Annotated in this window: 25 protein-coding genes; 9 read left to right on the top strand and 16 right to left on the bottom strand. The window is 75.6% G+C overall.

The annotated features are described in order from the left end of the window. The first annotated feature begins 81 nt into the window (after positions 1–81). The 4 genes from CMN_RS09355 (at position 82) to CMN_RS09340 (ending at position 3,760) form a co-directional block, all read left to right on the top strand. The gene (locus CMN_RS09355) at positions 82–807 is read left to right on the top strand and encodes a hypothetical protein (RefSeq protein WP_015490570.1); all 726 of its coding nucleotides are present in this window, start codon (positions 82–84) and stop codon (positions 805–807) included. Continuing rightward, positions 804–992: a hypothetical protein gene (locus CMN_RS09350; RefSeq protein ID WP_015490569.1), complete on the top strand. Its 189-nt coding sequence runs from the start codon at positions 804–806 to the stop codon at positions 990–992. Before CMN_RS09355 ends, CMN_RS09350 begins: the two co-directional genes overlap by 4 nt. A gap of 117 nt (positions 993–1,109) precedes the next feature. Further along, the gene (locus CMN_RS09345) at positions 1,110–2,780 is read left to right on the top strand and encodes a stealth family protein (RefSeq protein WP_015490568.1); all 1,671 of its coding nucleotides are present in this window, start codon (positions 1,110–1,112) and stop codon (positions 2,778–2,780) included. Then, entirely contained in the window at positions 2,777–3,760 is a 984-nt protein-coding gene (locus CMN_RS09340) for a J domain-containing protein (protein ID WP_015490567.1), read from the top strand. Before CMN_RS09345 ends, CMN_RS09340 begins: the two co-directional genes overlap by 4 nt. 29 nt (positions 3,761–3,789) lie before the next feature. Here the strand turns inward: CMN_RS09340 and CMN_RS09335 are convergent, their stop codons facing one another. Further along, positions 3,790–3,969 (bottom strand): hypothetical protein, encoded by a 180-nt coding sequence (locus CMN_RS09335; RefSeq protein ID WP_015490566.1) that lies wholly within the window; start codon positions 3,967–3,969, stop codon positions 3,790–3,792. 70 nt (positions 3,970–4,039) lie between these two features. Further along, entirely contained in the window at positions 4,040–4,474 is a 435-nt protein-coding gene (locus CMN_RS09330; RefSeq protein ID WP_012038592.1) for a hypothetical protein, read from the bottom strand. A 93-nt stretch (positions 4,475–4,567) separates the two neighbouring features. Between CMN_RS09330 and CMN_RS09325 the strand changes: the two genes are divergently transcribed. Then, the gene (locus tag CMN_RS09325) at positions 4,568–5,533 is read left to right on the top strand and encodes a hypothetical protein (protein WP_015490565.1); all 966 of its coding nucleotides are present in this window, start codon (positions 4,568–4,570) and stop codon (positions 5,531–5,533) included. Here the strand turns inward: CMN_RS09325 and CMN_RS09320 are convergent. Further along, the gene (locus CMN_RS09320; protein ID WP_015490564.1) at positions 5,530–5,946 is read right to left on the bottom strand and encodes an RNA-binding S4 domain-containing protein; all 417 of its coding nucleotides are present in this window, start codon (positions 5,944–5,946) and stop codon (positions 5,530–5,532) included. The genes CMN_RS09325 and CMN_RS09320 overlap by 4 nt on opposite strands. 43 nt (positions 5,947–5,989) lie before the next feature. Here CMN_RS09320 and CMN_RS09315 point away from each other — a divergent pair, with 43 nt between their 5' ends. Then, positions 5,990–7,483 carry a flavin monoamine oxidase family protein gene (locus CMN_RS09315; protein WP_015490563.1) on the top strand — a complete coding sequence of 498 codons (1,494 nt, stop codon included), beginning with the start codon at positions 5,990–5,992 and terminating at the stop codon, positions 7,481–7,483. Here the strand turns inward: CMN_RS09315 and CMN_RS09310 are convergent. Continuing rightward, positions 7,480–8,229: a hypothetical protein gene (locus tag CMN_RS09310; RefSeq protein ID WP_015490562.1), complete on the bottom strand. Its 750-nt coding sequence runs from the start codon at positions 8,227–8,229 to the stop codon at positions 7,480–7,482. The genes CMN_RS09315 and CMN_RS09310 overlap by 4 nt on opposite strands. 49 nt (positions 8,230–8,278) lie before the next feature. Beyond that, a complete protein-coding gene (locus CMN_RS09305) occupies positions 8,279–9,022 on the bottom strand; it encodes a Pr6Pr family membrane protein (protein ID WP_015490561.1) in 744 nt (247 codons plus the stop codon). A gap of 116 nt (positions 9,023–9,138) precedes the next feature. Here CMN_RS09305 and CMN_RS09300 point away from each other — a divergent pair, with 116 nt between their 5' ends. Continuing rightward, positions 9,139–10,146, top strand: a complete 1,008-nt coding sequence (locus tag CMN_RS09300; RefSeq protein ID WP_041465272.1) for an NADP-dependent oxidoreductase — start codon at positions 9,139–9,141, stop codon at positions 10,144–10,146. Between the two features lie 40 nt (positions 10,147–10,186). Here CMN_RS09300 and CMN_RS09295 read toward each other — a convergent pair whose 3' ends face one another. Then, positions 10,187–10,666, bottom strand: a complete 480-nt coding sequence (locus CMN_RS09295) for a hypothetical protein (protein WP_015490559.1) — start codon at positions 10,664–10,666, stop codon at positions 10,187–10,189. A gap of 40 nt (positions 10,667–10,706) precedes the next feature. On the opposite strand from CMN_RS09295, the gene CMN_RS09290 reads away from it, so the two are divergent. Further along, a complete protein-coding gene (locus tag CMN_RS09290) occupies positions 10,707–11,663 on the top strand; it encodes an NUDIX domain-containing protein (protein WP_015490558.1) in 957 nt (318 codons plus the stop codon). Here the strand turns inward: CMN_RS09290 and CMN_RS09285 are convergent. The 5 genes from CMN_RS09285 to CMN_RS09265 are packed head-to-tail and all read right to left on the bottom strand — an operon-like array spanning position 11,660 to position 17,417. Continuing rightward, positions 11,660–13,252, bottom strand: coding sequence for an inositol monophosphatase family protein (locus CMN_RS09285; protein ID WP_015490557.1), 1,593 nt, complete (start codon positions 13,250–13,252; stop codon positions 11,660–11,662). The genes CMN_RS09290 and CMN_RS09285 overlap by 4 nt on opposite strands. Then, positions 13,249–14,436 carry an ABC transporter ATP-binding protein gene (locus CMN_RS09280; protein ID WP_015490556.1) on the bottom strand — a complete coding sequence of 396 codons (1,188 nt, stop codon included), beginning with the start codon at positions 14,434–14,436 and terminating at the stop codon, positions 13,249–13,251. The genes CMN_RS09285 and CMN_RS09280 overlap by 4 nt, the downstream gene beginning before the upstream one ends. A gap of 7 nt (positions 14,437–14,443) precedes the next feature. Further along, positions 14,444–15,259, bottom strand: coding sequence for an ABC transporter permease (locus CMN_RS09275; protein ID WP_015490555.1), 816 nt, complete (start codon positions 15,257–15,259; stop codon positions 14,444–14,446). Then, positions 15,259–16,212 (bottom strand): ABC transporter permease, encoded by a 954-nt coding sequence (locus CMN_RS09270; protein ID WP_015490554.1) that lies wholly within the window; start codon positions 16,210–16,212, stop codon positions 15,259–15,261. Before CMN_RS09270 ends, CMN_RS09275 begins: the two co-directional genes overlap by 1 nt. Next, positions 16,209–17,417 (bottom strand): extracellular solute-binding protein, encoded by a 1,209-nt coding sequence (locus CMN_RS09265; protein WP_227077669.1) that lies wholly within the window; start codon positions 17,415–17,417, stop codon positions 16,209–16,211. The genes CMN_RS09270 and CMN_RS09265 overlap by 4 nt, the downstream gene beginning before the upstream one ends. A gap of 112 nt (positions 17,418–17,529) precedes the next feature. On the opposite strand from CMN_RS09265, the gene CMN_RS09260 reads away from it, so the two are divergent. After that, positions 17,530–18,603 carry a substrate-binding domain-containing protein gene (locus CMN_RS09260; RefSeq protein ID WP_015490552.1) on the top strand — a complete coding sequence of 358 codons (1,074 nt, stop codon included), beginning with the start codon at positions 17,530–17,532 and terminating at the stop codon, positions 18,601–18,603. A gap of 21 nt (positions 18,604–18,624) precedes the next feature. Here CMN_RS09260 and CMN_RS09255 read toward each other — a convergent pair whose 3' ends face one another. The 5 genes from CMN_RS09255 to CMN_RS09235 all read right to left on the bottom strand — a co-directional run bounded on the left by CMN_RS09255 (position 18,625) and on the right by CMN_RS09235 (position 23,335). Next, positions 18,625–19,485, bottom strand: a complete 861-nt coding sequence (locus tag CMN_RS09255; protein WP_015490551.1) for a DUF3097 domain-containing protein — start codon at positions 19,483–19,485, stop codon at positions 18,625–18,627. Continuing rightward, complete coding sequence (locus CMN_RS09250) at positions 19,482–19,754, bottom strand: protealysin inhibitor emfourin (protein ID WP_015490550.1); 273 nt, start codon at positions 19,752–19,754, stop codon at positions 19,482–19,484. Before CMN_RS09250 ends, CMN_RS09255 begins: the two co-directional genes overlap by 4 nt. Then, positions 19,755–20,801, bottom strand: a complete 1,047-nt coding sequence (locus CMN_RS09245) for a M4 family metallopeptidase (protein ID WP_015490549.1) — start codon at positions 20,799–20,801, stop codon at positions 19,755–19,757. It abuts the gene before it with no gap. Between the two features lie 93 nt (positions 20,802–20,894). Continuing rightward, positions 20,895–21,599 carry a response regulator gene (locus CMN_RS09240; protein WP_015490548.1) on the bottom strand — a complete coding sequence of 235 codons (705 nt, stop codon included), beginning with the start codon at positions 21,597–21,599 and terminating at the stop codon, positions 20,895–20,897. Then, entirely contained in the window at positions 21,596–23,335 is a 1,740-nt protein-coding gene (locus tag CMN_RS09235; protein WP_045929220.1) for a sensor histidine kinase, read from the bottom strand. The genes CMN_RS09240 and CMN_RS09235 overlap by 4 nt, the downstream gene beginning before the upstream one ends. Positions 23,336–23,357: the final 22 nt, after the last annotated feature.

The raw sequence follows: 23,357 nt of genomic DNA, 5'->3' as shown, positions 1-23,357 counted from the left end.
GCCCGCGCCCCCGCCGGCGCGCCCCCGAGTTGCCGTGGTCCGGGCCCTGCTGCCAGGCTCCGAGGGAGCCCCGGGGAGACCATGAGCATCCGCACCACCGTCCGCATCGCCCGTCCCCGACGTCGATCCCGCGGCCGCGCGGCGCTCGCCGCGACCGGATCCGCGCTCGCCGCGTCCCTGCTCCTGGCGGGCTGCTCCGTCGGCCCCGACGGCCCGCCCGCCCCGCCGTTCGACGCCGTGACGATCGACCCCGCCGCCGCGCCCCCGGCGTCCCCCGGCCAGCGCGTCGCCCTCGGCGAGGTGGTCGCCCTGCCGAGCGTGGACGAGACCGGCGCGACGGACGACGTGGTCGCGACGACCCTGCTGGGCGTCGCCGAGGGTCAGCCCACGTACTGGTCCGGCTACGAGGACGGCGCGCGGTTCGCCGACCGCACCCCCTACTTCGCCTTCGTCCAGACCCGGTGGCTCCAGGGCCAGGCCGGCCCGCAGAACGGCCCGGTCCTCCGCCCGTTCCTCGCCGACGGCACGGAGGTGGACATCATCCAGCGCCAGCTCGGCGGCATCTCCGACGACGCCGAGTGCCCCTACGAGGTCCCGGACCTCCGCCTCGAGGAGGGCCACGACGTCGACGAGCGGATGCAGTGCGTCGTGTACGCGGTGCCCACCGGCCAGGAGCTCGCGGAGCTGCGCTGGCACGACGTCCCGCGCACGATCATCCAGGTGCCGGATCCCGCGACCCACCCGTACCTCGAGGCCCCGGTGGTCTGGGAGGTCGACGCCCTCCCCGCGGCGGCGGTGGAGGGATGACGACGACGGCCGCACCCCGCCGCGCGCGCCGCGAGCTCCGCGCCGCCGCCGTGCTGCTGCTCGTGCAGGGCGCGCTGATGGAGGGCCTCGTCGCCGTGGGCCTCGTCGTCCTCCTGCACGCGCGGCTCGGGCGCGACGCGGCGGGCACCGTGCGCCCGGCGCTCGTCCCGGCCGATCGCCCGTGATCCGCTGACCGCCCCCCCCGCCGGGGGCGCGGGCCCCGGCTCGGTAGGATGGCGAGTCGCCACCCATCGGGTCCGGCGGACGCATCAGGCACACGAGAAGCACCAAGGGGATGATCCATGGCGGGCAGCGCACGGCAGTTCAACGTAGCGCTCGAGCCGACGGTCGATCCCGCCACCAGCGAGGAGGAGTACTCCCGCCAGGACGACGCGGTCGCCCCCGCGCCCGCCACGTGGCCCACCACGCACCACCGCCCCGACGTCGTCGTCCGCAAGGGCCTCGCGACCCTCGTCAACCGCACGCTCACGCCGCACCAGGCGCTCGTGACCGACCTGCTCTTCATCCGGGACGCGCTGCTCGCGACCGGCATCGACTTCTGGCTGATCCGCGGCAACGACGAGCGCCCGGTCATCGCCATCGACGTGCAGAACCGCGACACCGTCGTCCGCGCCCTCGTCGCCGCGTGCGCCGACGAGCCGCTCTACGCCAAGACCGTCGACGGCCGCCGCCGCCCGCCGCTGCTCGTGGCCGACGGCCGCCTCACCGACAACCCCGACGCCGGCATCTTCCGCCTCTACCGCCCGCGCATCGAGCCGGTGGGCCTCCTGGCGTACGGCGCCTCCACCGCGGTCGAGCTGCAGTTCTTCCGCTTCGAGGGCGAGACCATCGTCTGGCCGGTCGAGAACTCCCTCACGCGCGAGATCCTGCCCGCCGCCGAGGTCGTCCCCGCCACGGTCGAGATGTACGGCCACGAGTGGAAGACGCTCCGCGGGATGTTCGACGCGCAGGCGTCCGACATCACGTTCGACATCGACATGGTCTTCTCCTGGGTCGACGGCAACGACCCCGAGTTCCAGAAGCGCCGCGCCGAGCGCATGAAGGACGTCGTGGTCGGCGAGGGCGACGACTCCGAGGCCCGCTTCCGCCAGATCGACGAGCTCAAGTACGCGCTCCGCTCGGTGTACCTGTTCGCGCCGTGGGTGCGCCGGATCTTCATCGTCACCGACTCCCCGAAGCCGTCGTGGCTGACCGACCACCCCGCCGTCACGTTCGTGCGCAGCGAGGAGTTCTTCACGGATCCCGCCGCGCTCCCCACGCACAACTCGCAGGCCGTCGAGTCGCAGCTCCAGCACATCCCGGGCCTCAGCGAGCACTTCCTCTACTCGAACGACGATATGTTCTTCGGCCGCCCGGTGCAGCCCGGCATGTTCTTCTCGCCCGGCGGGATCACGAAGTTCATCGAGGCGGCCACCCGCATCGGCCTCGGCGACAACGACTCCGACCGCAGCGGCTTCGAGAACTCGGCGCGCGTCAACCGGCGCCTGCTCATGGAGCGCTTCGGCCGCCTCATCACGCGCCACCTCGAGCACGCGGCTACGCCGCTGCGCAAGAGCGTCCTGCTGGAGCTCGAGCGGGAGTTCGCGGAGGACTTCCACCGCACGCAGCTCAGCCGCTTCCGCTCGAGCACCGACATCTCGGTCACGAACTCGCTGTACCACTACTACGCGCAGATGACCGCGCGCGCGGTGCAGCAGGAGAACGCCAAGGTCGCCTACGTCGACACCACGTCGCGCGCCGGCCTCGACATGCTCCCCGGCCTCCTCAAGCGCCGCTCGCAGGACTTCTTCTGCCTCAACGACGGCTCCTTCCCGGAGGTGCCGGCCGACGAGCGCCAGGCGCGCGTGCAGGACTTCCTCGAGCGGTACTACGGCATCCCGGCGCCGTGGGAGGCGGAGGTCGCCGACCAGGCCGCCCCCGTCGCCGAGGCGCCCGCCGCTCCCGCCGAGTGAGCCGCGCGGGGAGCCCCGCCGACCGCACGCCGTACGAGGTGCTCGGCGTGGATCCCACGGCCGACACCGCGACCCTGCGCGCCGCGTACCGCCGCCTCGTCCGCGCCACCCACCCGGACACGGGCGGGGAGGCGCACCTGTTCCACGCGGTGCAGCGCGCGTGGGAGCTCGTCGGGGATCCCGCCGACCGCGCCGCCTACGACCGCGGCCAGGGCCGTCCGGCGGCCGCGGACGACGACGACCCGCTCGGCCCCGACGACGCCGGGTACGCGCCCGCGCCCGGATCCGGCACCCGCCTCGGCGCTGTCGTCCACGGCGTCGCGGGTGCGCTCGCCCGCGCCCACTACCTCGACCGCGTGGCCGCCTGGCAGGGCGCGGCGCCGGCCGCCGACCTCGGCGTGGATCCCTGGTCGCCCGAGCTGGTGCGCCGCGCCCCGCGCGACGTCCGCTGGCTCCTCGCCAAGGCCCTCGCCGAGGAGGCGACCGCGCGCGCCGCCGCGTCGCTCGGCATGGGCGCGACGATCTTCCACGACGTCCGGCCGCTCGACGGCGCCGGCAAGGTCGACCACGTCGTGCTCGCGCCGGCGGGCCTCTTCGCGCTCAGCTCCGAGGACTGGGGCACGGACGTCCAGCTGGTGCGCGGCGAGCTGCAGCCGGTCGCGCCGGATCCCGACGGCGCCCTCGCCCCGGGCGACGCCCCCGTCACGTGGCTGGTGGGCGCCGCGCGCGCCCTCGCGGCCTCGGCCGGCGTGCGCTTCGCGGCCGCGGTGGTCGTCGTACCGGACGACGCGCTCGCGCAGCCGGTCGAACGGGTGGAGCGCGGGCGCAACCGCGGCGCGCTCGTCGTCCGTCGATCCGTCCTGCCGCTCGTGCTGCGCGACGGCGTCTCGGAGGAGGGCCGGCTCAGCGTCGCGGATCCCTACGCCGTGCGCGCGCTCGTCCGCGAACGTCTGACGCTGCTCGGGCCCGCCTCGGACTGAGGCCGACCCGCGCGTGCGGTGCGGGTGGATCAGGCGGGCAGGTCCGTGGGCGCGGCGCCCGCGCCCGTGTCGGCCGCGTCCTCGTCCGAGCCCACCGAGTCGCCGCCGCTGGACAGGCCGCCGTCGCCGGGCGCCTCGTCGTCGTCGACGTGCTGGATGCTCTCGCCGTCGGGGACCGTGCCGCCGACGCTCGCGTCGGAGTCGCCCATCTCTCGACCGTACGCCGGAGCCCCGCGCGCGTCAGGGCGGGCGGGGCTCCGGTCGTGCGGCGTTCGAGGGTCAGTCGATGCGCTTCAGGCTCTCGAGGCGGCCGAGGAGGTCGCGGTCCTGCGCGTCGAGGTCGCCCTCGGCGGCGACGACGCGGATGGCGGCCTCGAAGTCGAGGTCCTGGTCGTCGGCGACGCCCGCGACGTCGGCCACGACCCAGAGGAAGCTGACGAGCTCGGGGAGGATCTCGGACAGCACGGCGTCCGGGAAGATCGCCGCGGCCTGGCGGAACATGCGGTCGGTGGCCGGGCCGCCGAACGCGTGGTCGAGGTCGGCGACGATGCCGTCGTCCTCGTCGAGGTCGGTGGAGATCCAGTTGGCGACGTGCTCGCCGTCGAGGTGGATCGCGGAGATGAAGAGGGGCTCGCCGCCCGACTCGCTCTCCACGATCTCGGTGATCGTGTAGCCGGCGACGCCGGGAGGCGTGAGAAGGGAGTCGTCATCCATGCGCTCATGCTATCCGGGGCGGAGCGTCCGGCGGGCCCCGGATCCCGCGTCCCCGGGCGGATCGGCGGCCCGTCGCGCGGGTAGCCTCGACGGGTGCCCCCCGCCGCCCGCCTCGCGCCCTCCCCGCCGTCGACCGCGGGGACCGGCGGGGAGGAGCGCGGCCTGCCCGCGGTCCTGGATCCCGCGGCCTGGCGCGACCGCGCCGCCCGCCACGCCGACCGCGCCGACGCGTTCTCCGCGGGCTTCCGCGCGCGCCGCCTCGCCGGCCGCACGCACGAGGTCGACGACTTCCTCTTCACCTACTACCCGCACAAGCCGTCGCTGCTCCGGCGGTGGCACCCCGGCGCGGGCGTCTTGCTCGCGGGCGCGGCCGACGAGGAGCGGGCCGGCTGGCGCTGGTACGTCCCGACGGGCGACGCCGCCGCCGGCGGCGTGCGGGTTGACGCGTCCGCGTACCTCGAGGCGCGCGGATCCACCGCGTCCTTCGTCGAGCGGATCCTCTCCCGCACCGCAGCGCGCCCCGGCCGCTTCTCCTGCTTCGGCCTGCACGAGTGGGCGATGGTCTACCGGGTCGGGCCCGGCGAGCAGCGGCACGAGCGACTGCCGCTGCGCCTCGGATCCGCCGCCACCGACGAGGTCGTCGAGACGCACAAGCTGGCGTGCACCCACATCGACGCGTTCCGCTTCTTCACGCCCGAGGCCGTGCCGCGGAACGCGCTCGCCCCCACGCGCGAGACGCAGCCGGACCTCGAGCAGCCCGGCTGCCTGCACGCGGGCATGGACGTCTACAAGTGGGCCACCAAGCTCGGCCCGCTCGTCGCCGGCGAGACGCTGCTCGACGCGTTCGAGCTCGCCCGCGACATCCGCTCGCTCGACATGCGCGCGAGCCCGTACGACGTGTCCGGCCTCGGCCTCGAGGCCGTGCGCATCGAGGAGCCCGCGGGCAAGGCGCGCTACGCGGCCGAGCAGCGCGCGTTCGCCGAGCGCTCGAACGCGCTGCGGGCGCGGATCCTCGCCGAGCTCGCGCACGCCCGCCGCGCGGCCGTCGCCGGGCTCTAGCGCCCGCGGACGCCGTCCGGGTCGCGCAGCCGCTCGATCTCGCGTCGGTCGCGCTTCGTCGGGCGCCCAGCGCCGCGGTCGCGCACGACCGTCGCGGGCACGGCGTCGCGCGGGGGCGGCGGGGGAGTGAGGTCGGTCATCGCCTCTGCGGCGATCGTGGGCCCGACGCGCTTCACGAGCGTGCGGCGCACCACGAGGATCCGCTCGGCGCCCGCCACGCGCACGCGCACCTCGTCGCCGGGCCGCACCGACTGCGACGCCTTCGCGCGCTCGTCGCCGACCTTCACGTGCCCGGCCCGGCAGGCGGCGGTGGCCTGGGATCGGGTCTTGTACACGCGGACGGCCCAGAGCCAGCTGTCGACCCGGACGGCGGACTGCACGGCGCCAGCGGGAGGCGGGGCGTCGGACGGCATGCTCCGACCCTAGGCGACGGCTCCCCGGTACGCTGGCCCGAGCATGTCGATCTCCCGCCGCACCCTCCTCACCGCGTCCGTGTCGGGGTTGTCGCTCCTCGGGCTCGCGGCGTGCACCCGGACGACGCCGACACCCGCGACCCCCACGGCCAGCCCCTCGCCGACCCCGACCCCCACGCCCACCGTGGGCGCGGCCGGCCTCCCGGAACCCGTCGCCTTCGCGCGCTCCGACTGGGCGGGCGACCCGTTCGCGCGCGGATCCGGCAGCTTCCTCCGCCCCGGCGCCATGACCGCCGACCGCGAGGCGCTCGCCCGCCCGCTCGAGGACCGCGTGTTCTTCGCCGGGGAGCACACCAGCGCCGACCGCCCCGGCACGGTCGCGGGCGCCTACGCCTCGGGGATCCGCGCGGCCGGCGAGGTGGATCGCGCGGGCGCCGGATCCGAGCGCGTCGCGGTGGTCGGCGCCGGCATCGCGGGCACGGCGGCCGCCCGCGCCCTCCGCGACGCCGGGCACGACGTGGTGCTCATGGAGGCTCGCGCGGACCTCGGCGGCCGGATCCGCGCGGCCGGCGGCACCGGCTGGCCGCACCCCGCGGAGCTCGGCGCCCTCTGGATCGCCGCCGACCACGACGACCTGCTGCGCGACGCGCTCGAGGCCGCCGGCGTCGCGCGCTACGGCCTCGCGCTCGTCGCCGAGAGCCGCGGACCCGACGGCGCGGTGCTGGATCCCTCGACCGCCGGATCCGACGCCCTCGCCGCCGCGCAGGCCCGGGCCCGCGCGCAGCCCGGCGCCGTGAGCCTCGCCGCGGCCCTGCGCGAGACCGGCGGCGACGCGCTCTCCACCGAGGGCGGCGCCGCCTCGCCCGCCGCCCGCCTCGCCGCGCTCCTCGCCACCGACGTCGCGATCGCCCACGGCGCCGCGCCCGACGAGCTCTCCGGCGCCCACGGCCTCGACGAGCCGGCGCCCGTCGGCAACGTCGCCGTCACGGGCGGCTTCGCGGGCCTCGTGCAGCACCTCCTCCGGGACCAGGACATCGACGTGCTGCGGGAGTCCACCGTCACCCGCATCGCGTACGGCAACGGCCGGGTGGGGCTGCGGCTCGGGTCCGGCGAGTCGCTGTCGGTCGACCGCGTGGTCGTGACCGTGCCGCTCGGCGTGCTGCAGGAGGGCGCGATCGCGTTCGACCCGGCGCTGCCGTCCTCGCACGACGTCGCCATCCGCGCGCTCGGGCCCGGCCGCGCCGACCGGATCTGGCTGCGCTTCGAGGAGCCGTTCTGGTCCACGACCGCGACGGTCTGGACCTCCTACGACGCCGGCGGCAGCTTCACGCGCTGGTACAACCTCATGCCGATCTCGGGCGAGCCCGTGCTCATGGCCGAGGTGGGCGCGGCGGCGGCCGAGCGGGTGGCGGCCATGGACGACCAGGCGCTGCGGTCGGCGGCGCTCCGCACGCTCGCGCCGTTCGCGGATCCGTCGCTCCTGGCGGAGGGGACGGCCACCCCGGATCCGGGCCCGAGCGCGACCCCGACGCCCTAGGACGGACCCGGGTCCTCCGCGGGCTCCGGCCCGAGCGCGTCCCGCCGCAGCACGGCCTCGTCGACCTCTCGGCGGGTCGCCTCCGCCGAGTACGGCAGGAGATCCAGCAGCTGCGCGTGCAGCAGCAGCTCGGCGTGCTCCTCGTCGACCTCGAGCAGCCCGCGGATCCGTTCCCCGGCCTCGGCCCGGGACGCGACCCCGGCGAGCTCGGCGACGAGGGGCCCGAGCGCGTCGGCGGCGGCGACGCGCATCCGGAGCCAGGCGATGCGCGCGTCGTACGACCGGCGGATGTCGGAGTCCGTCGGAGGCCGTCCCGACCCGTCGACCGGTCGGCGGCGCGCGATCGCCTCGGCCGTGACGGTCACGCGGAGGGGGCCGGCTCGGTGCGCGTGCCGGCCGACGAGCGCGGCGTGGAGGTCGTGCGGGCCGGGTCGCAGCCCGGTCCAGTCGCCGGCCGCGATGGCGACGGGCACGCGCGTGCTGTCGCCGGGATCCAGCGCCACCGCTCCGCGCGGCCCGCCGGCGAAGGCGAAGGGGATCCCGGGCGCGGGCGCGCCGGGCTCCGTGAACGCGCCGAACGCCAGGAGGGCGTCGCCCTCTCGCGGGATCCATCGCTCGGTGCCGACGTTCACGACGTCGACGACGGGGGCCTCGGGATCGCCGCCATCGGTCATCACGCTCGGCCACCGCAGCTCGAGGGCGGGGCGGTCGTCGTCCGGGGTCAGGGGGTCGTCGGGAGCGGTCATGCCCCCAGGCTCGCACGGGCGGATCCGCCCATCGGGGTGCACCGGACGCTCAGCGCTCGGCGGCCGCCGTCTCACGCGACGTCGACGGGGACGCGGGCCTCGACTCGGGGGCGGGCGCGACGGCCTCCCGGTCCTGTTCCTCGCCGCCCGAGCGGGCGCCGTCCCGAGGCGCGGCCTCCGCCGGCCGCACGCGGCTGAGCGCCACGACGGACGCGGACACCCCCGCCAGCACCCCTGCCACGAGCGCCAGCCACGCGGCGATCTCGAACGGGACGCCGACCTGCGCGGGATCCAGGAAGAAGTACGGGTACCAGCCCACGCGCGGGCCGCGGACCTCCGTGAACGCGCACCAGGCGACTGGGAAGAGCATCGCCCAGCCGACCGCCTTCCACGTGACGCGCGGGCGTCCGGGCGCGAGGGTCCAGTCGAGGAGCGCGTAGGCGGGGATCACGAAGTGCAGCAGCCGGCTCGACCACGGCACCTCGACGTAGTAGGCCTGCGAGCTCGACTCCAGCACGATGAGGCCGAAGACCACGCCGGACACCACGACGTAGCTGAGCACCACGGCGCGCACGGCGGCCATCAGCGGCAGCTCGACGCGGCCCCGCAGCGCGTGCAGGCCGGACGCCGCGAGCACGACGACGCCCGCCATGCCGCTCTGCGTCGTGAAGTAGCTGAACCAGTTCTCGGCCGCGAAGGTCGTGAAGCCCTGCACATAGTCGAAGTCGGCGACGAGCGCGACGACCACGACGATCGCGGCGACCAGGCGCACGCCACCGAGGATCCTCTGCACGTGACTCCGATCGCGGCCGGCACCGGGCAGGCCAGCCGCATCCAGTGTACGAACGAGGTCTCACGATCGGCTCCGTGCCCTCGCGCGTCGCGGGCGGGAGCGGCAGGATGACGCGCATGAGCCCTTCATCGCGATCCACCAGCCAGCAGGTGCAGTTCGGCTCCTTCGGCGGCGTCGACGTCCTCGAGGTCGTCGACGTCCCGCGTCCGTCGCCCGGCCCCGGCGAGGTCCTCGTCGAGGTCTTCGCGGCGGGCATCAACCACATCGAGGCGTACATCCGGCAGGGCCGCTTCCCCGACGAGGTGCCGACGTCCTTCCCCAACGGCCAGGGCAGCGACTTCGCCGGGTGCATCGCCGCGGTCGGCGAGGGCGTCACCCGCTTCCGGAAGGGCCAGGACGTCCTCGGCCACACCGTCATGGCCGCGCACGCGACGCATGTGGTCGTGCCCGCGGGCAACGTCGTCCTGAAGCCCGCGCAGCTCCCGTGGGAGGTCGCGGGCGGCCTCTTCCTCGCGGGCCTCGTCGCGCACGACGTGCTGCACGCCGTCACGGTCGGCGAGGGCGACACGCTCGTCGTCACCGCCGCGGCGGGCGGTGTCGGCAGCATCGAGGCGCAGCTCGCCATGCGGCGCGGCGCCCGCGTCATCGGCACGTGCGGCGAGCGGAACTTCGACTACCTGCGCCAGATCGGCGTCACCCCGGTCGTCTACGGCGACGGACTCGCCGACCGGATCCGCGCGGCGGCCCCGAACGGCGTGCAGGGCTTCGTCGACAACTTCGGCGGCGGCGAGCACGTGGCCGAGGAGCTGGGCGTGGCGGGGAAGCGCTTCAGCTCGAGCGACGACCGCCGCGAGCTCGAGCTCGAGGCCGTCCTGCCACCCGTGGAGGAGGACGACGTCCACCGCTCCCGCACGCTCGCGACGGTGGCGGACCTCGCGGCCAAGCGCGAGGTCGACGTGCTCGTCTCCGGCTTCTACCCGCTGGCGGAGGTGCGGGACGCGTTCGACGACCTGGAGCGCCGGCACGCCCGCGGCAAGATCGTGCTCGGCATGCGGCCCGTGCACTACCCGGGCGACCGGCGCAGCACGGCGAAGGCGCGCGACGTGGCGGAGGGGCGTGCCTGACGCGTCGCGCGTGATGCGCGGCGGGTGACGCCCGCGGCGGTCAGCCCGCGACGACCTCGGCGGGCTCCGGCTCGTCCGGGGTCTCGATGTGCGCCTCGCGCCACCGCAGCAGGTCGCGCACCGCGGGGGACTCGTCGCACTCGAGCATCGCGACGGCGGCGCGGGGCGTCGCGTCGTTGACGGCGAGCCAGGAGCGCACGCGCTCGGAGGTGTCGCCCACCAGCATCGTGAGCACGGCAGCGGGTGCCTGGGGGTTGCGGGCGAGGCACGCGCGGACGCCCTCGTCGGCGTCGCGCGCGAGCGCCTGCCGGACGTCGAGCGGCGCGTGCAGGCTGCTCGCCACGCTCTCCCGCACCTTGGGGTCGCGGTGCTCGGCGAGCAGGCGCAGCCGGCGGATCTTGCTGGGCGTGACCTCGGGCGCGGGATGCAGCGCGGCAGCCTGCTCCGCGGTGAGGACGGCGGGCGCGGTCCGGTGCAGGGCCTCGAGCTGCGCGGCGGTGGTGAACCTGATGCACGACATGCCCCGACGCTATCGAAGGTGCCCGTGAGATGGTGGGTCCATGACCGCCGAGCGCCCGCCCGAGCCCCCGCGCGGGGCGCATCGCGACAGCGGAGACGCGTGGGTCGAGGGCCCGGACGGCCAGCGCTTCTGGGGCGCGTTCGGCGCGGCCGGCCTGCTCGTGCACGACCCGGATCGCGGCGTCCTCCTCCAGCACCGCGTCGCGTGGAGCCATCACGGCGGCACGTGGGGCCTGCCCGGAGGCGCGCGGCACGCGGGCGAGTCCGCGGTCGACGGCGCCGCGCGCGAGGCCGCCGAGGAGGCGGGGGTGCCGCCCGCGGGGATCCGGCCCGTGCTCGCGACCGTGCTCGACCTCGGCTTCTGGAGCTACACGACCGTCAGCGCGCGCGTCCTCCGGCCCTTCGAGCCGCGCGTCGCGGACGCCGAGAGCATCGAGGTGCGCTGGGTGCCGGTCGACGAGGTCGACGGCCGCGAGCTGCACCCGGGGTTCGGCCGGGCCTGGCCCATGCTGCGCGGCGAGCTCGCGCGCGAGGTGACGCTGGTCGTCGACACCGCGAACCTGCTCGGCTCCCGGCCGGACGGCTGGTGGCGCGACCGCGCCGGATCCACGTCCCGCCTCCTCGCCGAGCTCGACCCCCTGGCGCGCGACGGCCTCCCCGCCGCCGACCTCGGCCTGCCGGGCGACGTCAGGTGGCCGGACGTGGTGGCCGTCGTGGAGGGGCACGCGCGCGACGCGTCGCTGCCGGCGGCGCCCGTCGAGGATCCCGCGTCGCCCGTGCTGCGCGCACCCGGCGTCGCGGTGGTCGAGGCCGCGGCGGACGGCGACGGCGAGATCGTGCGCGTCGTCGGCGCGGCGCGGGACGAGGGCCGCGAGGTCGTGGTGGTCACGGCGGACCGCGGGCTCGTCGCGCGGGTCGAGGCACTCGGCGCCCGGGTCGTCGGGCCGGGCCGGGTCCGCGCGCTGCTCGACGCGCGCGCGGACCGCGACGCGGGCTAGGCGGCCGGAGCCGGTTCGGCCGTCGCGCCGGACGCGAGGGCGACCGACGCGGCCTCGACGATCCCCGCGCGCCAGAGCCCGTGCAGGGCCAGGGCGGTCGGCCGGTCGCGGGCCGCGAGCACGCCGCCCGTCGCCGGGAACAGCGTGTCCTCGCCGTCCGCGTCGAGCACCACGCCGCCGGCCTCGCGCACGATGAGCGTCGCCGCGAGGTGGTCGACCGGCCCGAACGAGCCGACCACCGCGCCCACGCCGTGCCCGAGCGCGACGCCCGCGACCGTGAGCGTGCCGGACCCCATCACCCGCATCGTGCAGTACCGCGCGGTGAGTGCGTCGAGCAGCGGGAGCATCCCCGGCCAGGGCGCGTGGCCCGCGAGCTCGGTGCTCACCATCCGGCCGCGGAGCGGATCCGCGTTGGGCGCGTGCACGCCGCCGGGTGCGGCCGTCAGGTCGAGGCGCGCGCCGGCGGACCAGGCGCCCTCGCCGGCGGCGGCCTCGACGACCGTGCCGCGCCAGGGATCCGCCACGACGCCCACGACGGGAACGCCGTCGACCACGAGGGCGAGCGAGAAGCTCGTCCAGGGCACGCCGTTGGCGAGGTTCGCGGTGCCGTCGACCGGGTCGAGGTACCAGCACGGGCGGCCGGGCACGGCCTCGCCGCCGTACTCCTCGCCGACGAGCACGTGGTGCGGGAACTGCGCGCCGACGACCGCGCGCACGTCGCGCTCGACGGCCCGGTCGATCTCCGTCACGTGGTCGGCGGGGTTCGCCTTCGTCGTGACTGCGCCCACCGCGTGCGACCGGACGTGGTGCATCGCGCGCGCGGCGAGGTCGCGCGCCGCGGCGCGGGCCCGGGTGCGCTCGGCGGCGGGCGCGGTCGCCCGTGCGTCGGCGGCCGCGGGATCCGCCGCCCGGCGCGCGAGCACGTCGAGGAGCGTCGCCAGCCGGTTGGTCGTGATCGCGTCGACCCCGATCGACGCCAGCCACTCCATCTGCGCGGGCTCGTCGACCGTCCACGCCGCCACCTGGGCGCCGTGCGCGTGGACGGCCTCCACGAGGGCGCGGCCGACGACGAGGTGCGGCAGGTTGACGACCGCGGGCCGGAGCTCCGCGAGGTCATCCGCGGTGGGCGGCTGCGGGTCGGCCCACGGCAGCCAGATGACGGCGGCCGGGTCGAGCTCGCGGATCGTGCGCATGCCGTCGAGGTGCCCGCACCAGGCGACCCGCGGCGTGCGCGGAGCTGCGGCGACGACCGCGTGGGCGGCGGCGGCCGGATCCCCGGATGCCATGTCGATCACGAGCTCGACGTCCGTGCCCGCGAGGAGCTCGAGCGCCTCGGCGAGCAGCGGGATCCGCAGCTCGCCGCCGCCGAGCGCCCGCACGTCGGCGAGGTCGAGGTCACAGACCCGCGCGTCGACGCCCCAGAGGCGGTCGAGCGTGTCGTCGTGGAGGAGCACGACCCCGCCGTCGCGCGTGACGTGGACGTCGACCTCGACCGTCCGCACGCCGGCCTCGGCCGCCGAGCGGATGGCGGCGAGCGTGTTCTCGCGGTGCCGGGAGGAGTCGCCGCGGTGCGCGGTCGCGGCCGTCATCGCGCGTCGTCCGTCGCGGCGGGGGCGTCGGTCGGGGCGGTGGCGACGGCGGGGGCCCGGTCGGGCACGAGGATCCCCTCCCGGTAGTGCCGCACCTCGCGGAGCGTGACGGTGCCGGCCTCGCCGACCGCCGGCGCGGACCCGGTCACGAGCGCGCGCACCTCCACGCCGCCCGCGTCGAGCACGAGCTCCTGGAAGTGGCCGTGCGGCAGCACGCGGCGGATGACCACGGACGTCGCGTCGGGCTCCGGTCGCGTGTCGCGCGGCGCGTAGGCCACGTCCTCGGGGCGCACGGCCCAGACGTCCGCGTCCGCCGACGTCGGGACGAAGGCCGCGGGTGCGCCGGCCGTGAGCGTCTCGGGCGTGGTGCCCTGCAGGCGCGGCGCCGGCAGCAGGTTCATGCTGCCGATGAACGACGCGACCACGAGGGTCCGCGGCCGGGCGTACAGCTCCGTCGGCGCCGACACCTGCTCGATGCGGCCCTGGTGCATCACGGCGACGCGGTCGGAGATGGCGAGAGCCTCGTCCTGGTCGTGCGTGACCATCACGGTCGTGATCCCCAGCCGCTGCTGGATGTCGCGGATCTCCTCGCGCACCTTCACGCGCAGCTTCGCGTCGAGGTTCGACAGCGGCTCGTCGAGGAGCAGCAGGTCGGGCTCCTGCACGATCGCGCGGGCGAGCGCCGCGCGCTGCTGCTCGCCGCCGGAGATGTGCACGGGCCGCGAGTGCGCGTGGTGCGCGAGGTTCACGGTCTCGAGGGCCGCCATCACCCGGCGCGCGACCTCGTCCTTGGGCAGCTTCCGCAGCGTGAGCGGGAAGGCGACGTTCTTGAACACGGTGAGGTGCGGCCAGAGCGCGTAGTTCTGGAACACCATCGCGCTCGGCCGCTTGTCGGGACCGGACGCGGTGACGTCGCGGCCGCCGATGACCACGGATCCGCGGTCGGGCTCGAGGAAGCCCGCGATCATGCGGAGCGTCGTGGTCTTGCCGCAGCCGGACGGGCCGAGCAGCGCGACGAGCTCGCCGCGCGCGACGTCGAGGTGGAGGTCGTCGACGATGGTGCGGCCGCCGAGGTCCTTGGAGAGGCCCGCGACGACGAGGCCCGACGGCGGGACGCTCGCGGTGCCGTCGTCGTCGGCGCGCGGGGGAGAGACGGTCGTGGTGGAGGGAGCGGATGCGGTCATGGCCGGCCTAACGGATCTGGAAGCCCTCGGCCAGACGCCCGCCCATGATGTGGCGGCGGGCGAGCAGGAGGAGGGCGACGGAGGGGACGGAGAGGAGGATCGCGAACACGGCGGCGACCTGCTTCGGGTGGTTGAGGACGAGCGAGTACATCTCGGTCGGCATCGTCATGTAGACGGGCGCGCCCACGAGGTACGTGCCCTGCGCCTCGTCGAACGCGGCGAGGAACGACATGAGCACGGCCACGAGGATCCCCGGCAGCGCGAGCGGCAGGGTCACCTGCAGGAACGTCCGCACCCGTCCGGCGCCCGCGTCGCGCGCGGCCTCCTCGAGGGAGCGCGGCACGGCGCTGAACGCGGCGGCCGGGATCCAGGTCATGAACACGACCGTGCCGATGAGCTGCACGATGACGATGCCCGTGATGGTGTTCATGAGGTGCAGCCCGTAGAACAGCGACGCCATCGACACGAAGAGCCCCATCTTGGGGAACGCGTTGGTGGCGAACAGGCCCACCAGCAGGATCCGCCGGCCCGGGAACCGGAAGCGCGAGAACGCGTAGGCGGCCGGCAGGCAGACGAGAGCCGAGACGAGCACCGTGATGGGCGCGAAGTACAGCGAGTTGCGGACGGCCGCGGCGAGCTCGGCGTCCTCGAAGACCACGCGCCACCAGTCGAGCGTGAGGCCGGCGGGGACGAGGCTCGGGTAGTCCCAGCTGGTCGCGAACGCGTGCGCCGCGAGCCAGAGCAGCGGGCCGAGGATGAAGACCGCGACGACCGCGAACAGTGCCGCCTGGATCCACCCGCGGGCGGAGAGGAGGGCGCGCATCAGACCCGGCCCTCCTTCTTCGCGGAGCGGAAGTTGGCCCGCACGTAGAGGAACGCGATGCCGGAGGCGAGGACGAACACCACGACGGCCATCACGATCGACTCCTGCGGGTGGTTGAACCCCGTGAAGTACTTCGAGATGTCGACGCCGAGCATGCTGGGCGCGTTCGGTCCGGTGAAGTACGGCACCGTGAAGGAGCCGAGCACGCCGATCGCCGTGAAGGTCGTCGCGATGACGAGCGGGATCGCGGCGAGCGGCACGAGCACCCGCGTGACGATGGCCCACGTCGAGGCGCCCGCGTCGCGCGCGGCCTCGATCATGGCGTCGGGGATGCCCTGGACACCGGAGGTCGCCATGAGGGTGGCGAAGGGCAGGCTCGTCCAGACGGAGCCGATGACCACCGCGACGGTCGTGTAGCCCCACGTCGGCCCCTCGAGGCCGACGAGCGCGAAGACCGTGCGCACGAAGCCGTCGCCCGAGTAGAAGGTGAGGATCGCCCACGACGCGATGACGACCGGGATGAACAGCGGCACGATCGCGAGCCCGGCGAAGACCGACGCGAGCCGGCCGCCGCGGAGGCGCAGGTTGAGCGCGATCGCGAGCGAGAGGGCGATGACGATGGCCGTGGAGAGCACCGTCACGAGCACCGTGACGCCGAGGTCGCGGAGGAAGCGCGGGTCGGTGAACACGTCCACGTAGGCGTCGAACGTGCCCCACCAGCTGGTGGCGGTGCGCGTGCCGAGGCCGATCGTCGCGATCGTGCTGTTGAGCCCGCCCGTGTGGCCCAGGCTGAAGCCGATCGCGAGCACGACGGGGATCCCGACGAAGAACGCGAGCAGCAGCGCGGGCGGGAGGGCGAGCGCCAGGCCGACGCCGGCGCGGCGGGTCTCCGGGGAGACCCGCCGCGCGCGGGAGGCCCGGGCGGCGGGGGCCGCCGTCCGGACGGCCGTCACTGGCCGGGGACCTTCTGGTCCCAGAGGTTCGACATGTCCGACGCCATCTGGCTGTAGTAGCCGGGACGGAGCGTCGACGGGTCGGCCGAGGCGAACTGGTCCTTCAGGTCCGCGGGTACCTGGTCGAGCGAGATGACGGGGTAGCCCGCGATGGTGCTCGCGATGATGGCCTGGCCCTCGGCGGAGAGCACGTAGTCGGCGAGCTTCTGCGCCACGTCGGCGTGCTCGGCCGTCTTCGGGATGCCGAGGAAGGACGCGTGGCCCGTGAATGCCGGGTCGGAGATCTGCGCGTACTTCACGGTCGCGGGCAGCGTGCCCGCCTTCTGGGCCGTGATGACCTGGTCGCTCCAGACGGGGGCCATCTCGATGGCGCCCGTGCCCAGCAGGTCGAGCACCTGGTTGTTGCCGTTGGGGTAGACGCCGCCCTGGTACATGGACGAGTTCAGGTCCTTGAGCTCGTCGAAGCCCGCGTCCCACGCGCCCTCGAGCGACTGGTCGTAGCCGGTCGTCATCTTCTCGCGCGTGGCGTCGTCGACGTGGGTGTCGAGGACGGTCGTGACGAAGGCCGCGCCGGATCCGCCGGTGGAGGGGGAGTTGTAGGCGAACTGGCCGGGGTTGGCCCGGATCCAGGAGAGCAGGCCGGAGAGCGTCTTCGGCGGGTCGGTCACCTTCGTGGAGTCGTAGGCGAGCAGCACGGAGGAGGCGCGGTAGGGGATCCCGAAGCCGCCGCCGGACTGCACGGTCGCGTCGGGCACGGTCGCGAGGTTCGGGATGGTGTCGGCCGAGACGGGCGCGAGGAGCCCGCCGGTGCCGGCCGCGGCCGTGAAGCCCGCGTCGATGAGGTCGTAGCCGGGGTCGGATCCGCCCTGCACCGAGCTCGTGAGCGTGGCCATGGTCTGCGCGTCGTGCTGGCCGTGCAGGTCGAGCGTCGTGGTGACGGAGGCGCCGGGGTTCGCCTTCTCGAACGCGGGGATGATCCCGTCGTCCCAGAGGGCCTGGACGTTGGTGTCGCCGGAGATGAAGACGCGGGCGGTGCCCGATGCGTCGGTGACGGCGTGGTTCTGGGCCTGGGCCTGTGTGCTCGTGGTGGGAGCGCAGCCCGCGAGCGCGACCGCGGCGGACGCGGCGGCGGCGAGGGCGAGGAGGGAACGGCGGGGGATCACGGGTCGGGTGTCCTTCTGCTGGGGGAGCGATGCGGATCGCATCGTTTCGATGGTGCGGTCCTCCGGTTGCCCGGACGTGAACGGGACGTGGCGATACCGGTCCCCGAGGACGAACGGGCCTGCCGGGGAGCGGGCCGTGAATAGGGTGGGCGGCATGAGGAGGAACTCGCCGCGCGCCTCCGTGACCCTCGCCGACGTGGCCGCGCTCGCGGGCGTCTCCACCTCCACGGCGTCGCTCGCGTACCGCAGCACCGGCTCGATCACGCCGGCCACACGCGCCCGCATCCTGCGCGCCGCGGCCAGCATCGGCTACGCGGGGCCGGATCCCACGGCCAGGTCCCTGAAGAGCGGCCGCACCGGCATCGTGGGCGTCGTGGTCGCGGGCAGCATCCGCCGGGCGTTCCAGAACCCGGTCGCGCTCGCGACCATGGCGGGCCTCAGCGAGGCGCTCGACGACCTCGACGTGGGCCAGCTGCTGCTGCCGGGCCGGCGGGAGCCGCGCGAGGGATCCGCGCCCCTGCTCGAGGGCATGCCCGTCGACGCCGTGGTATTCCTCACCCGCGGCGAGGAGGTGGACGCGCTCCTGCCCGGGCTGCGCGCCCGCCGGATCCCCATGGTCGGCGTCGAGGGCCCGCACGGGGAGGGCGTCGCCGTGGTCGACATCGACGACGCGCGCGGCATGGGCGAGCTCGCGCGGCACGTGCGCGCCCTCGGCCACCGCCGCGTCGCCGTGCTGATGCGCACGACGCGGATCGAGGAGGACGGCCCGCCTGGCCCCGTGATCCCCGTGGGTCGCGGCCTCGAGGAGATCGTCAACCGCACCATCCGCGAGCGGCTCCGCGCCGCGCGCAGCGTCTTCCCCGACGCCGTGCGCGTCGAGGCGGGCGGGCGCGACCTGGAGGCGGGGGAGCGCGCCGCGGGCGTGCTGCTCGACCTGCCGTCGCGGCCGACGGCGATCCTCGCCCAGAACGACATCCTCGCCGCGAGCGCCATCCGGGCCGCCGCCTCCCGCGGGCTGCGCGTGCCCGAGGACCTCACCGTCACGGGATTCGACGGCGCGCACCTGCCGTGGCTCGAGCGCCGCCTCACGACCGTGGAGCAGCCGCTGCACGACCGCGGCGTGCGCGCGGGCCGCATGGTCGGCGAGCTGCTCGCGGGCCGGGCGCCGGCGGACGTCGTGCTGCCGGTGCGCGTGCGGATCGGCGACACGGCGGCCGCGCCCGCCTGATCGCCGCCCCGGCCTCGGGCGCTACCGCCCCGCGGGATCCGTCACGAAGTCGATGAGCTGCTCCACGCGGCCGAGGAGCGCGGGCTCCAGGTCCTGGTACGAGCGCACCTGGCCGAGGATCCGCTGCCATGCGCGCGCGATGTCCGCCTGCTCGTCGTGCGGCCAGCCGAGCGCGGCGCAGATGCCGTGCTTCCACTCGACGTTCCGCGGGATGACGGGCCACTCGCGGAGGCCCAGACGCGCGGGCTTCACCGACTGCCAGACGTCGACGTAGGGGTGCCCGACCACGAGCGCGTGCGCGCGGTGCGGCCCGCGGGCGACGGCCTCGGCGATCCGGCTCTCCTTGGATCCCTTCACGAGGTGGTCGACGAGCACGCCCACGCGCCGGCCCTTGCCGGGGCGGAAGCGGTCGAGCTCCTCGTCGAGGTGGTCGACGCCCTCGAGGTACTCGACGACAACGCCCTCGATCCGGAGGTCCTCGCCCCAGACCTTCTCGACGAGCTCGGCGTCGTGGCGGCCCTCCACGAAGATCCGGCTGGGGAGCGCGACGCGGGCCTGCCGGTCGGCGACCGCGAGCGACCCGGACGCGGTGCGCGCCGGGCCGGCGGGCGCCGCGCGGGGCACGCGGAGCGCGACGGGCTCGCCCTCGAGCAGGAAGGACCCGCCGAGCGGGAACGTGCGCTGCTTCCGCCGGTAGTCCTCGAGCACGACCATGCCCGACTCGACGCGCACGATCGCGCCGCAGAAGCCGGTCGACAGCTCCTCGACCACGAGGTCGCGCGTCGCGTCCTGCGGCCGCGGGGCCTTCTTCGCAGGCCCGCGCCACCCGGGGGTGAGCACGTCCTGTCCGTAGCGGTCGTCGTCGAGGGGAGGCGGCGTCATCCTCCGAGGCTCTCACGGGACGCGTCGCGCACCCGGTCGACGAGCCGACGCCACGGGCCGTCGACCGCGGCCTCGCCGAGCCGCGCTTCGCGGTCGCCCGCACGCACGAGGTAGACGAAGCGGTCGGCGCCGTGAGCGGGCACGGCGGGCTCGTCCCAGGGGCATGCGTCGACGAGCTCGCCCCACTCGGACGCGCCGTCGTCCACGCGCACCGACCAGGTGCGGGTCATGCCCGCCACCCCGCCCGTGCGCGACACGGCGATCTCCACCTAGACCTCGATCCCGACGCCCTCCCACGCCGCCTGGACCGCGGCGACCTCGGACGCGCCCTCACCGTACCGCGCGGACGCGGCGTCGACCGTGGCCCGGGCGAACGCCCCGAAGTCGGCGTCCGCGCGCACCGCGCCGGACTCGATCACGTCGTACCAGACTCGGCCCGCGCCCTCCCAGGCCTCGCCGCCGATTGCCGTGGTCGCGAGGAAGAAGGCGCGGTTCGGGATCCCGGAGTTGATGTGGACGCCCCCGTTGTCCTCCTCGGTCTCCACGTAGTCGTCCATGTGCCCGGGCTGCGGGTCCTTCCCCAGCACGTCGTCGTCGTACGCCGTGCCCGGCGCGCGCATCGAGCGGAGCGCGACGCCCGTCGACCGGTCGAGGAACAGCTCCGCGCCGACGAGCCAGGTCGCGTCGGCGGCGGTCTGCCCGAGCGCGTGCTGCTCGACGAGGACGCCGAAGACGTCGGAGATCGACTCGTTGAGCGCGCCCGACTGCCCCTGGTAGACGAGGCCGAGGGTGAGCTCGGTGACCCCGTGGGTCAGCTCGTGCCCGATGACCGTGAGCGAGCGCGTGAAGGGCGCGAACACCTCGCCGTCGCCGTCGCCGAAGACCATGCGCGTGCCGTCCCAGAACGCGTTGTCGTACTCCTCGCCGTAGTGCACGGTCGCGAGCAGCGGCAGGCCGCGGTCGTCGAGCGACTCCCGGCGGTAGACCTCGGAGAAGAGGGAGTAGGTGGCGCCGAGCCCGGCGTAGGCCTCGTCGACCTGGGCGTCGCCGGTGTCGGGCGCGCCCTCGACGCGGACCGTGCGGCCCGGGAGCTCCTCGCGGTTCCCCGCGTCGGAGATGGTGCGGTGGATCCCCGACGGGTCTCGCTCGGCGGCCGCCGCCCGCTCGGGCGCGGCGCCCGGGCCGCGCCGGTCGTGGATGAGCGGCCCCTGGTCGCGGAGGGCGCGACGGGCGGCCTGGCGGGCGGCGGCCAGGCGGTCGGGATCGGCCTCGGCGAGGCGGGTCAGCAGGTACGGCGGGAGGATGGTGCGTCTCATGACCCGAGACTCGCACGGGGCGACGACATCGTCACGGGTCGCGGCGGATCCGGTGCGGGGGTCGCGCGACCGCGTCCCGTCGCGTACGGCGCGTCAGCTCGTCCAGCGGTACCCGAGCTCGGGCCGGCCGGGCGTCCCGTAGCGCGGCACCCGCTCCACCTGGCCCACGTCGGCGAGGTACTCGAGGTACCGGCGCGCGGTCACGCGCGACACGTCGAGCGCGCCCGACACCTCGGCGGCCGAGACGCCGTCGGCGGTGGCGTCGGCATGCCCGTCGCCCCGCGCGATCCCGCGCACCCGGTCGAGCGTCTCCGCCGACATGCCCTTGGGGAGCCGGGTGTCGGACGCGGGGGAGCGCAGCGCCGCGAGCGCCCGGTCGACCTGCAGCTGCGTGGTGCTCCCGCTGCCCGCGCCGAGCCCCTCGCGGTAGCCGACGTACGCCACCATCTTCTCGGCGAAGGCCGCGAACGTGAACGGCTTGATGAGGTACTGCACGATGCCCGCCGTCACCGAGCTGCGCACGACGGCCTGGTCCCGCACCGCGGTCACGGCCACGACGTCGGTCGCGCGCCCGGCGGCCCGCAGCCGGCGGCACACCTCGAGGCCGTGCATGTCGGGCAGCGTCATGTCGAGCAGCACCAGGTCGATCCCGTCGGGCCCCGCCTCGGCCACGAGCCGCAGCGCCTCGCCGCCCGTGTGCGCGACGCCCACGACCGCGAAGCCGTCGAGCCGGCCGACGTACAGGGAGTGGGCCTCGGCGGTCAGCTCGTCGTCGTCGACGACCAGCACCCGGATCACGCGCGCACCCCGCCGTCGCGCGCGTCGGCCCGGTCGGGGTCGGCGGCTGCGGTGCGCGGCTCCGCGGGGAGCACGACCCGCACGCGCGCCCCGCCTAGCGGGGCGTCCGCGTCGCCGACCTCGACGCGTCCGCCGAGCCGCGCGGCCGAGCGCGCCACGAGGGCGAGGCCCACCCCGCGCGGTCCCGCGTCGCCCGCCTTGGTCGTGACCCCGAATTCCAGCACGCGCGGCCGCACCGCGGGATCCACGCCCGGACCGTCGTCCGCCACCTCGACGACGAGCCCGCCCGCGTCCGTGCGCGACAGCGACAGCTCCACCCGTCCGCGGTCGTCCCCGCGCGCCGTCGCGACGGACGGGTCGGCCGCCGCGTCGATGGCATTGTCGACGAGGTTCCCGACGATCGTCACGAGCTCGGTCGCGGGCACGCCCGGGTCGCCCGTGCCGTCGGCCACGCGGACCGACAGCCGCACCCCGCGCTCGGCCGCCTGCGCCGTCTTGCCGCACACGAGCGCCCGCACGACGGGATCCGCGTCGGCCGCCAGCCCGCCCTCCGACGCCCGCCGGTCCGTCTCGAGCTCGGATGCCGCGAGCGCGAGCGCCTCGCGCGGCCGCTCCAGCTCGATGAGCGAGACGATCGTGTGCAGCCGGTTCGCGAACTCGTGCGTCTGCGCGCGCATGGCGTCCGAGAGGGTCCGGAGCGTCGCGAGCTCGCCCGACAGGCGCAGGATCTCCGTCCGGTCGCGCAGCGTCGTCACCGTGCCCAGCCGCGCGGCGCTCCCGGTGCGTCCCGTCGGCAGCGCCGGCCGCTGCGTCACGACGAGCACGCGACCGCTCGGCAGGTGCACGACCTCGTCGGCCGTCGTGCCCTCGACGAGCAGCCGCTCGATCGCGGGCGGCAGGCCCAGCGCGCTCACCTCGACGGGCCCGGTGGCGGGATCCAGCTCGAGCTCGAGCAGCTCGGCCGCCTGGTCGTTGTGGAGCACCAGCCGACGGTCGCGGTCGACGAGCACGATGCCCTCGCCGACCGAGTGCAGCACCGACTCGTAGTACGCGAGCATGCGCGCCATCTCCTCGGGTCCGAGCCCCCACGTCGTCCGCTCGAGCGATCGGCTGAGGAGCACGGCCCCGGCGGCGACGAGGAGCGCGAGCGCCCCGACCGTGCCGACGAGCCCCGGGAGGCGCGCGCCGAGCACCTCGGTGACGCGGTCGACGGTGACGCCGGCCGCGACCAGCCCGACGATGCCGCCGTCCGCGTCGCGCACGGGCACGACCGCGCGGACGCTCGGCCCGAGCGTCCCCGTGAAGGTCTCGGTCATCGACCGCCCGGCGAGCGCGGGGCCCGTGGTGCCGAGGTACCTGCGGCCGATCTCGTCGGGGTCGGGATGGGTCACGCGCACGGTGTCGCGGTCCATGATCGTGACGAAGTCGACCCCGGTGTCGCGCGTCACGTCGAGCGAGTAGTCGAGGAGGGCGGCCGTGGGATCCGCGGACGCGAGACCCTCCGCCACCCGCGGCGAGTCGGCCACGGTCGTCGCGACGGCCAGGCTCCGGTCGGCCGCCGCCTGCTCGGCGCGCTGCCGCGAGTCGGCCCAGAGCGCCGCGGTCGCGACCACGGCGACCAGCAGCAGGACGGCCAGCTGCACCACCAGGAGCCGGGCGGCGATCCCGCGGGGGAGGCCCACCCGGAGGCGGGTCCGCGCGCGCCGGGGCGGGTCGGCGAGGGCGCGTCCGGCCATGCTGCCCCCCAGCGTCCGCGGC

The sequence above is a fragment of the Clavibacter nebraskensis NCPPB 2581 genome (genome assembly GCF_000355695.1).
Taxonomy (GTDB): domain Bacteria; phylum Actinomycetota; class Actinomycetes; order Actinomycetales; family Microbacteriaceae; genus Clavibacter; species Clavibacter nebraskensis.
The sequence above is the reverse complement of the archived record's forward strand: the minus strand, read 5'-3'. Positions and strand labels throughout refer to the sequence as shown.

Coding starts and splice junctions, on each gene's coding strand:
- CMN_RS09355 (WP_015490570.1), top strand. CDS start 82: ATGAGCATCCGCACCACCGTCCGCATCGCCCGTCCCCGACGTCGATCC.
- CMN_RS09265 (WP_227077669.1), bottom strand. CDS start 17,417: ATGCGATCCGCATCGCTCCCCCAGCAGAAGGACACCCGACCCGTGATC.
- CMN_RS09345 (WP_015490568.1), top strand. CDS start 1,110: ATGGCGGGCAGCGCACGGCAGTTCAACGTAGCGCTCGAGCCGACGGTC.
- CMN_RS09245 (WP_015490549.1), bottom strand. CDS start 20,801: ATGAGACGCACCATCCTCCCGCCGTACCTGCTGACCCGCCTCGCCGAG.
- CMN_RS09285 (WP_015490557.1), bottom strand. CDS start 13,252: ATGACGGCCGCGACCGCGCACCGCGGCGACTCCTCCCGGCACCGCGAG.
- CMN_RS09260 (WP_015490552.1), top strand. CDS start 17,530: ATGAGGAGGAACTCGCCGCGCGCCTCCGTGACCCTCGCCGACGTGGCC.
- CMN_RS09235 (WP_045929220.1), bottom strand. CDS start 23,335: ATGGCCGGACGCGCCCTCGCCGACCCGCCCCGGCGCGCGCGGACCCGC.
- CMN_RS09335 (WP_015490566.1), bottom strand. CDS start 3,969: ATGGGCGACTCCGACGCGAGCGTCGGCGGCACGGTCCCCGACGGCGAG.
- CMN_RS09280 (WP_015490556.1), bottom strand. CDS start 14,436: ATGACCGCATCCGCTCCCTCCACCACGACCGTCTCTCCCCCGCGCGCC.
- CMN_RS09315 (WP_015490563.1), top strand. CDS start 5,990: ATGTCGATCTCCCGCCGCACCCTCCTCACCGCGTCCGTGTCGGGGTTG.
- CMN_RS09330 (WP_012038592.1), bottom strand. CDS start 4,474: ATGGATGACGACTCCCTTCTCACGCCTCCCGGCGTCGCCGGCTACACG.
- CMN_RS09275 (WP_015490555.1), bottom strand. CDS start 15,259: ATGCGCGCCCTCCTCTCCGCCCGCGGGTGGATCCAGGCGGCACTGTTC.
- CMN_RS09320 (WP_015490564.1), bottom strand. CDS start 5,946: ATGCCGTCCGACGCCCCGCCTCCCGCTGGCGCCGTGCAGTCCGCCGTC.
- CMN_RS09300 (WP_041465272.1), top strand. CDS start 9,139: ATGAGCCCTTCATCGCGATCCACCAGCCAGCAGGTGCAGTTCGGCTCC.
- CMN_RS09350 (WP_015490569.1), top strand. CDS start 804: ATGACGACGACGGCCGCACCCCGCCGCGCGCGCCGCGAGCTCCGCGCC.
- CMN_RS09295 (WP_015490559.1), bottom strand. CDS start 10,666: ATGTCGTGCATCAGGTTCACCACCGCCGCGCAGCTCGAGGCCCTGCAC.
- CMN_RS09290 (WP_015490558.1), top strand. CDS start 10,707: ATGACCGCCGAGCGCCCGCCCGAGCCCCCGCGCGGGGCGCATCGCGAC.
- CMN_RS09310 (WP_015490562.1), bottom strand. CDS start 8,229: ATGACCGCTCCCGACGACCCCCTGACCCCGGACGACGACCGCCCCGCC.
- CMN_RS09255 (WP_015490551.1), bottom strand. CDS start 19,485: ATGACGCCGCCTCCCCTCGACGACGACCGCTACGGACAGGACGTGCTC.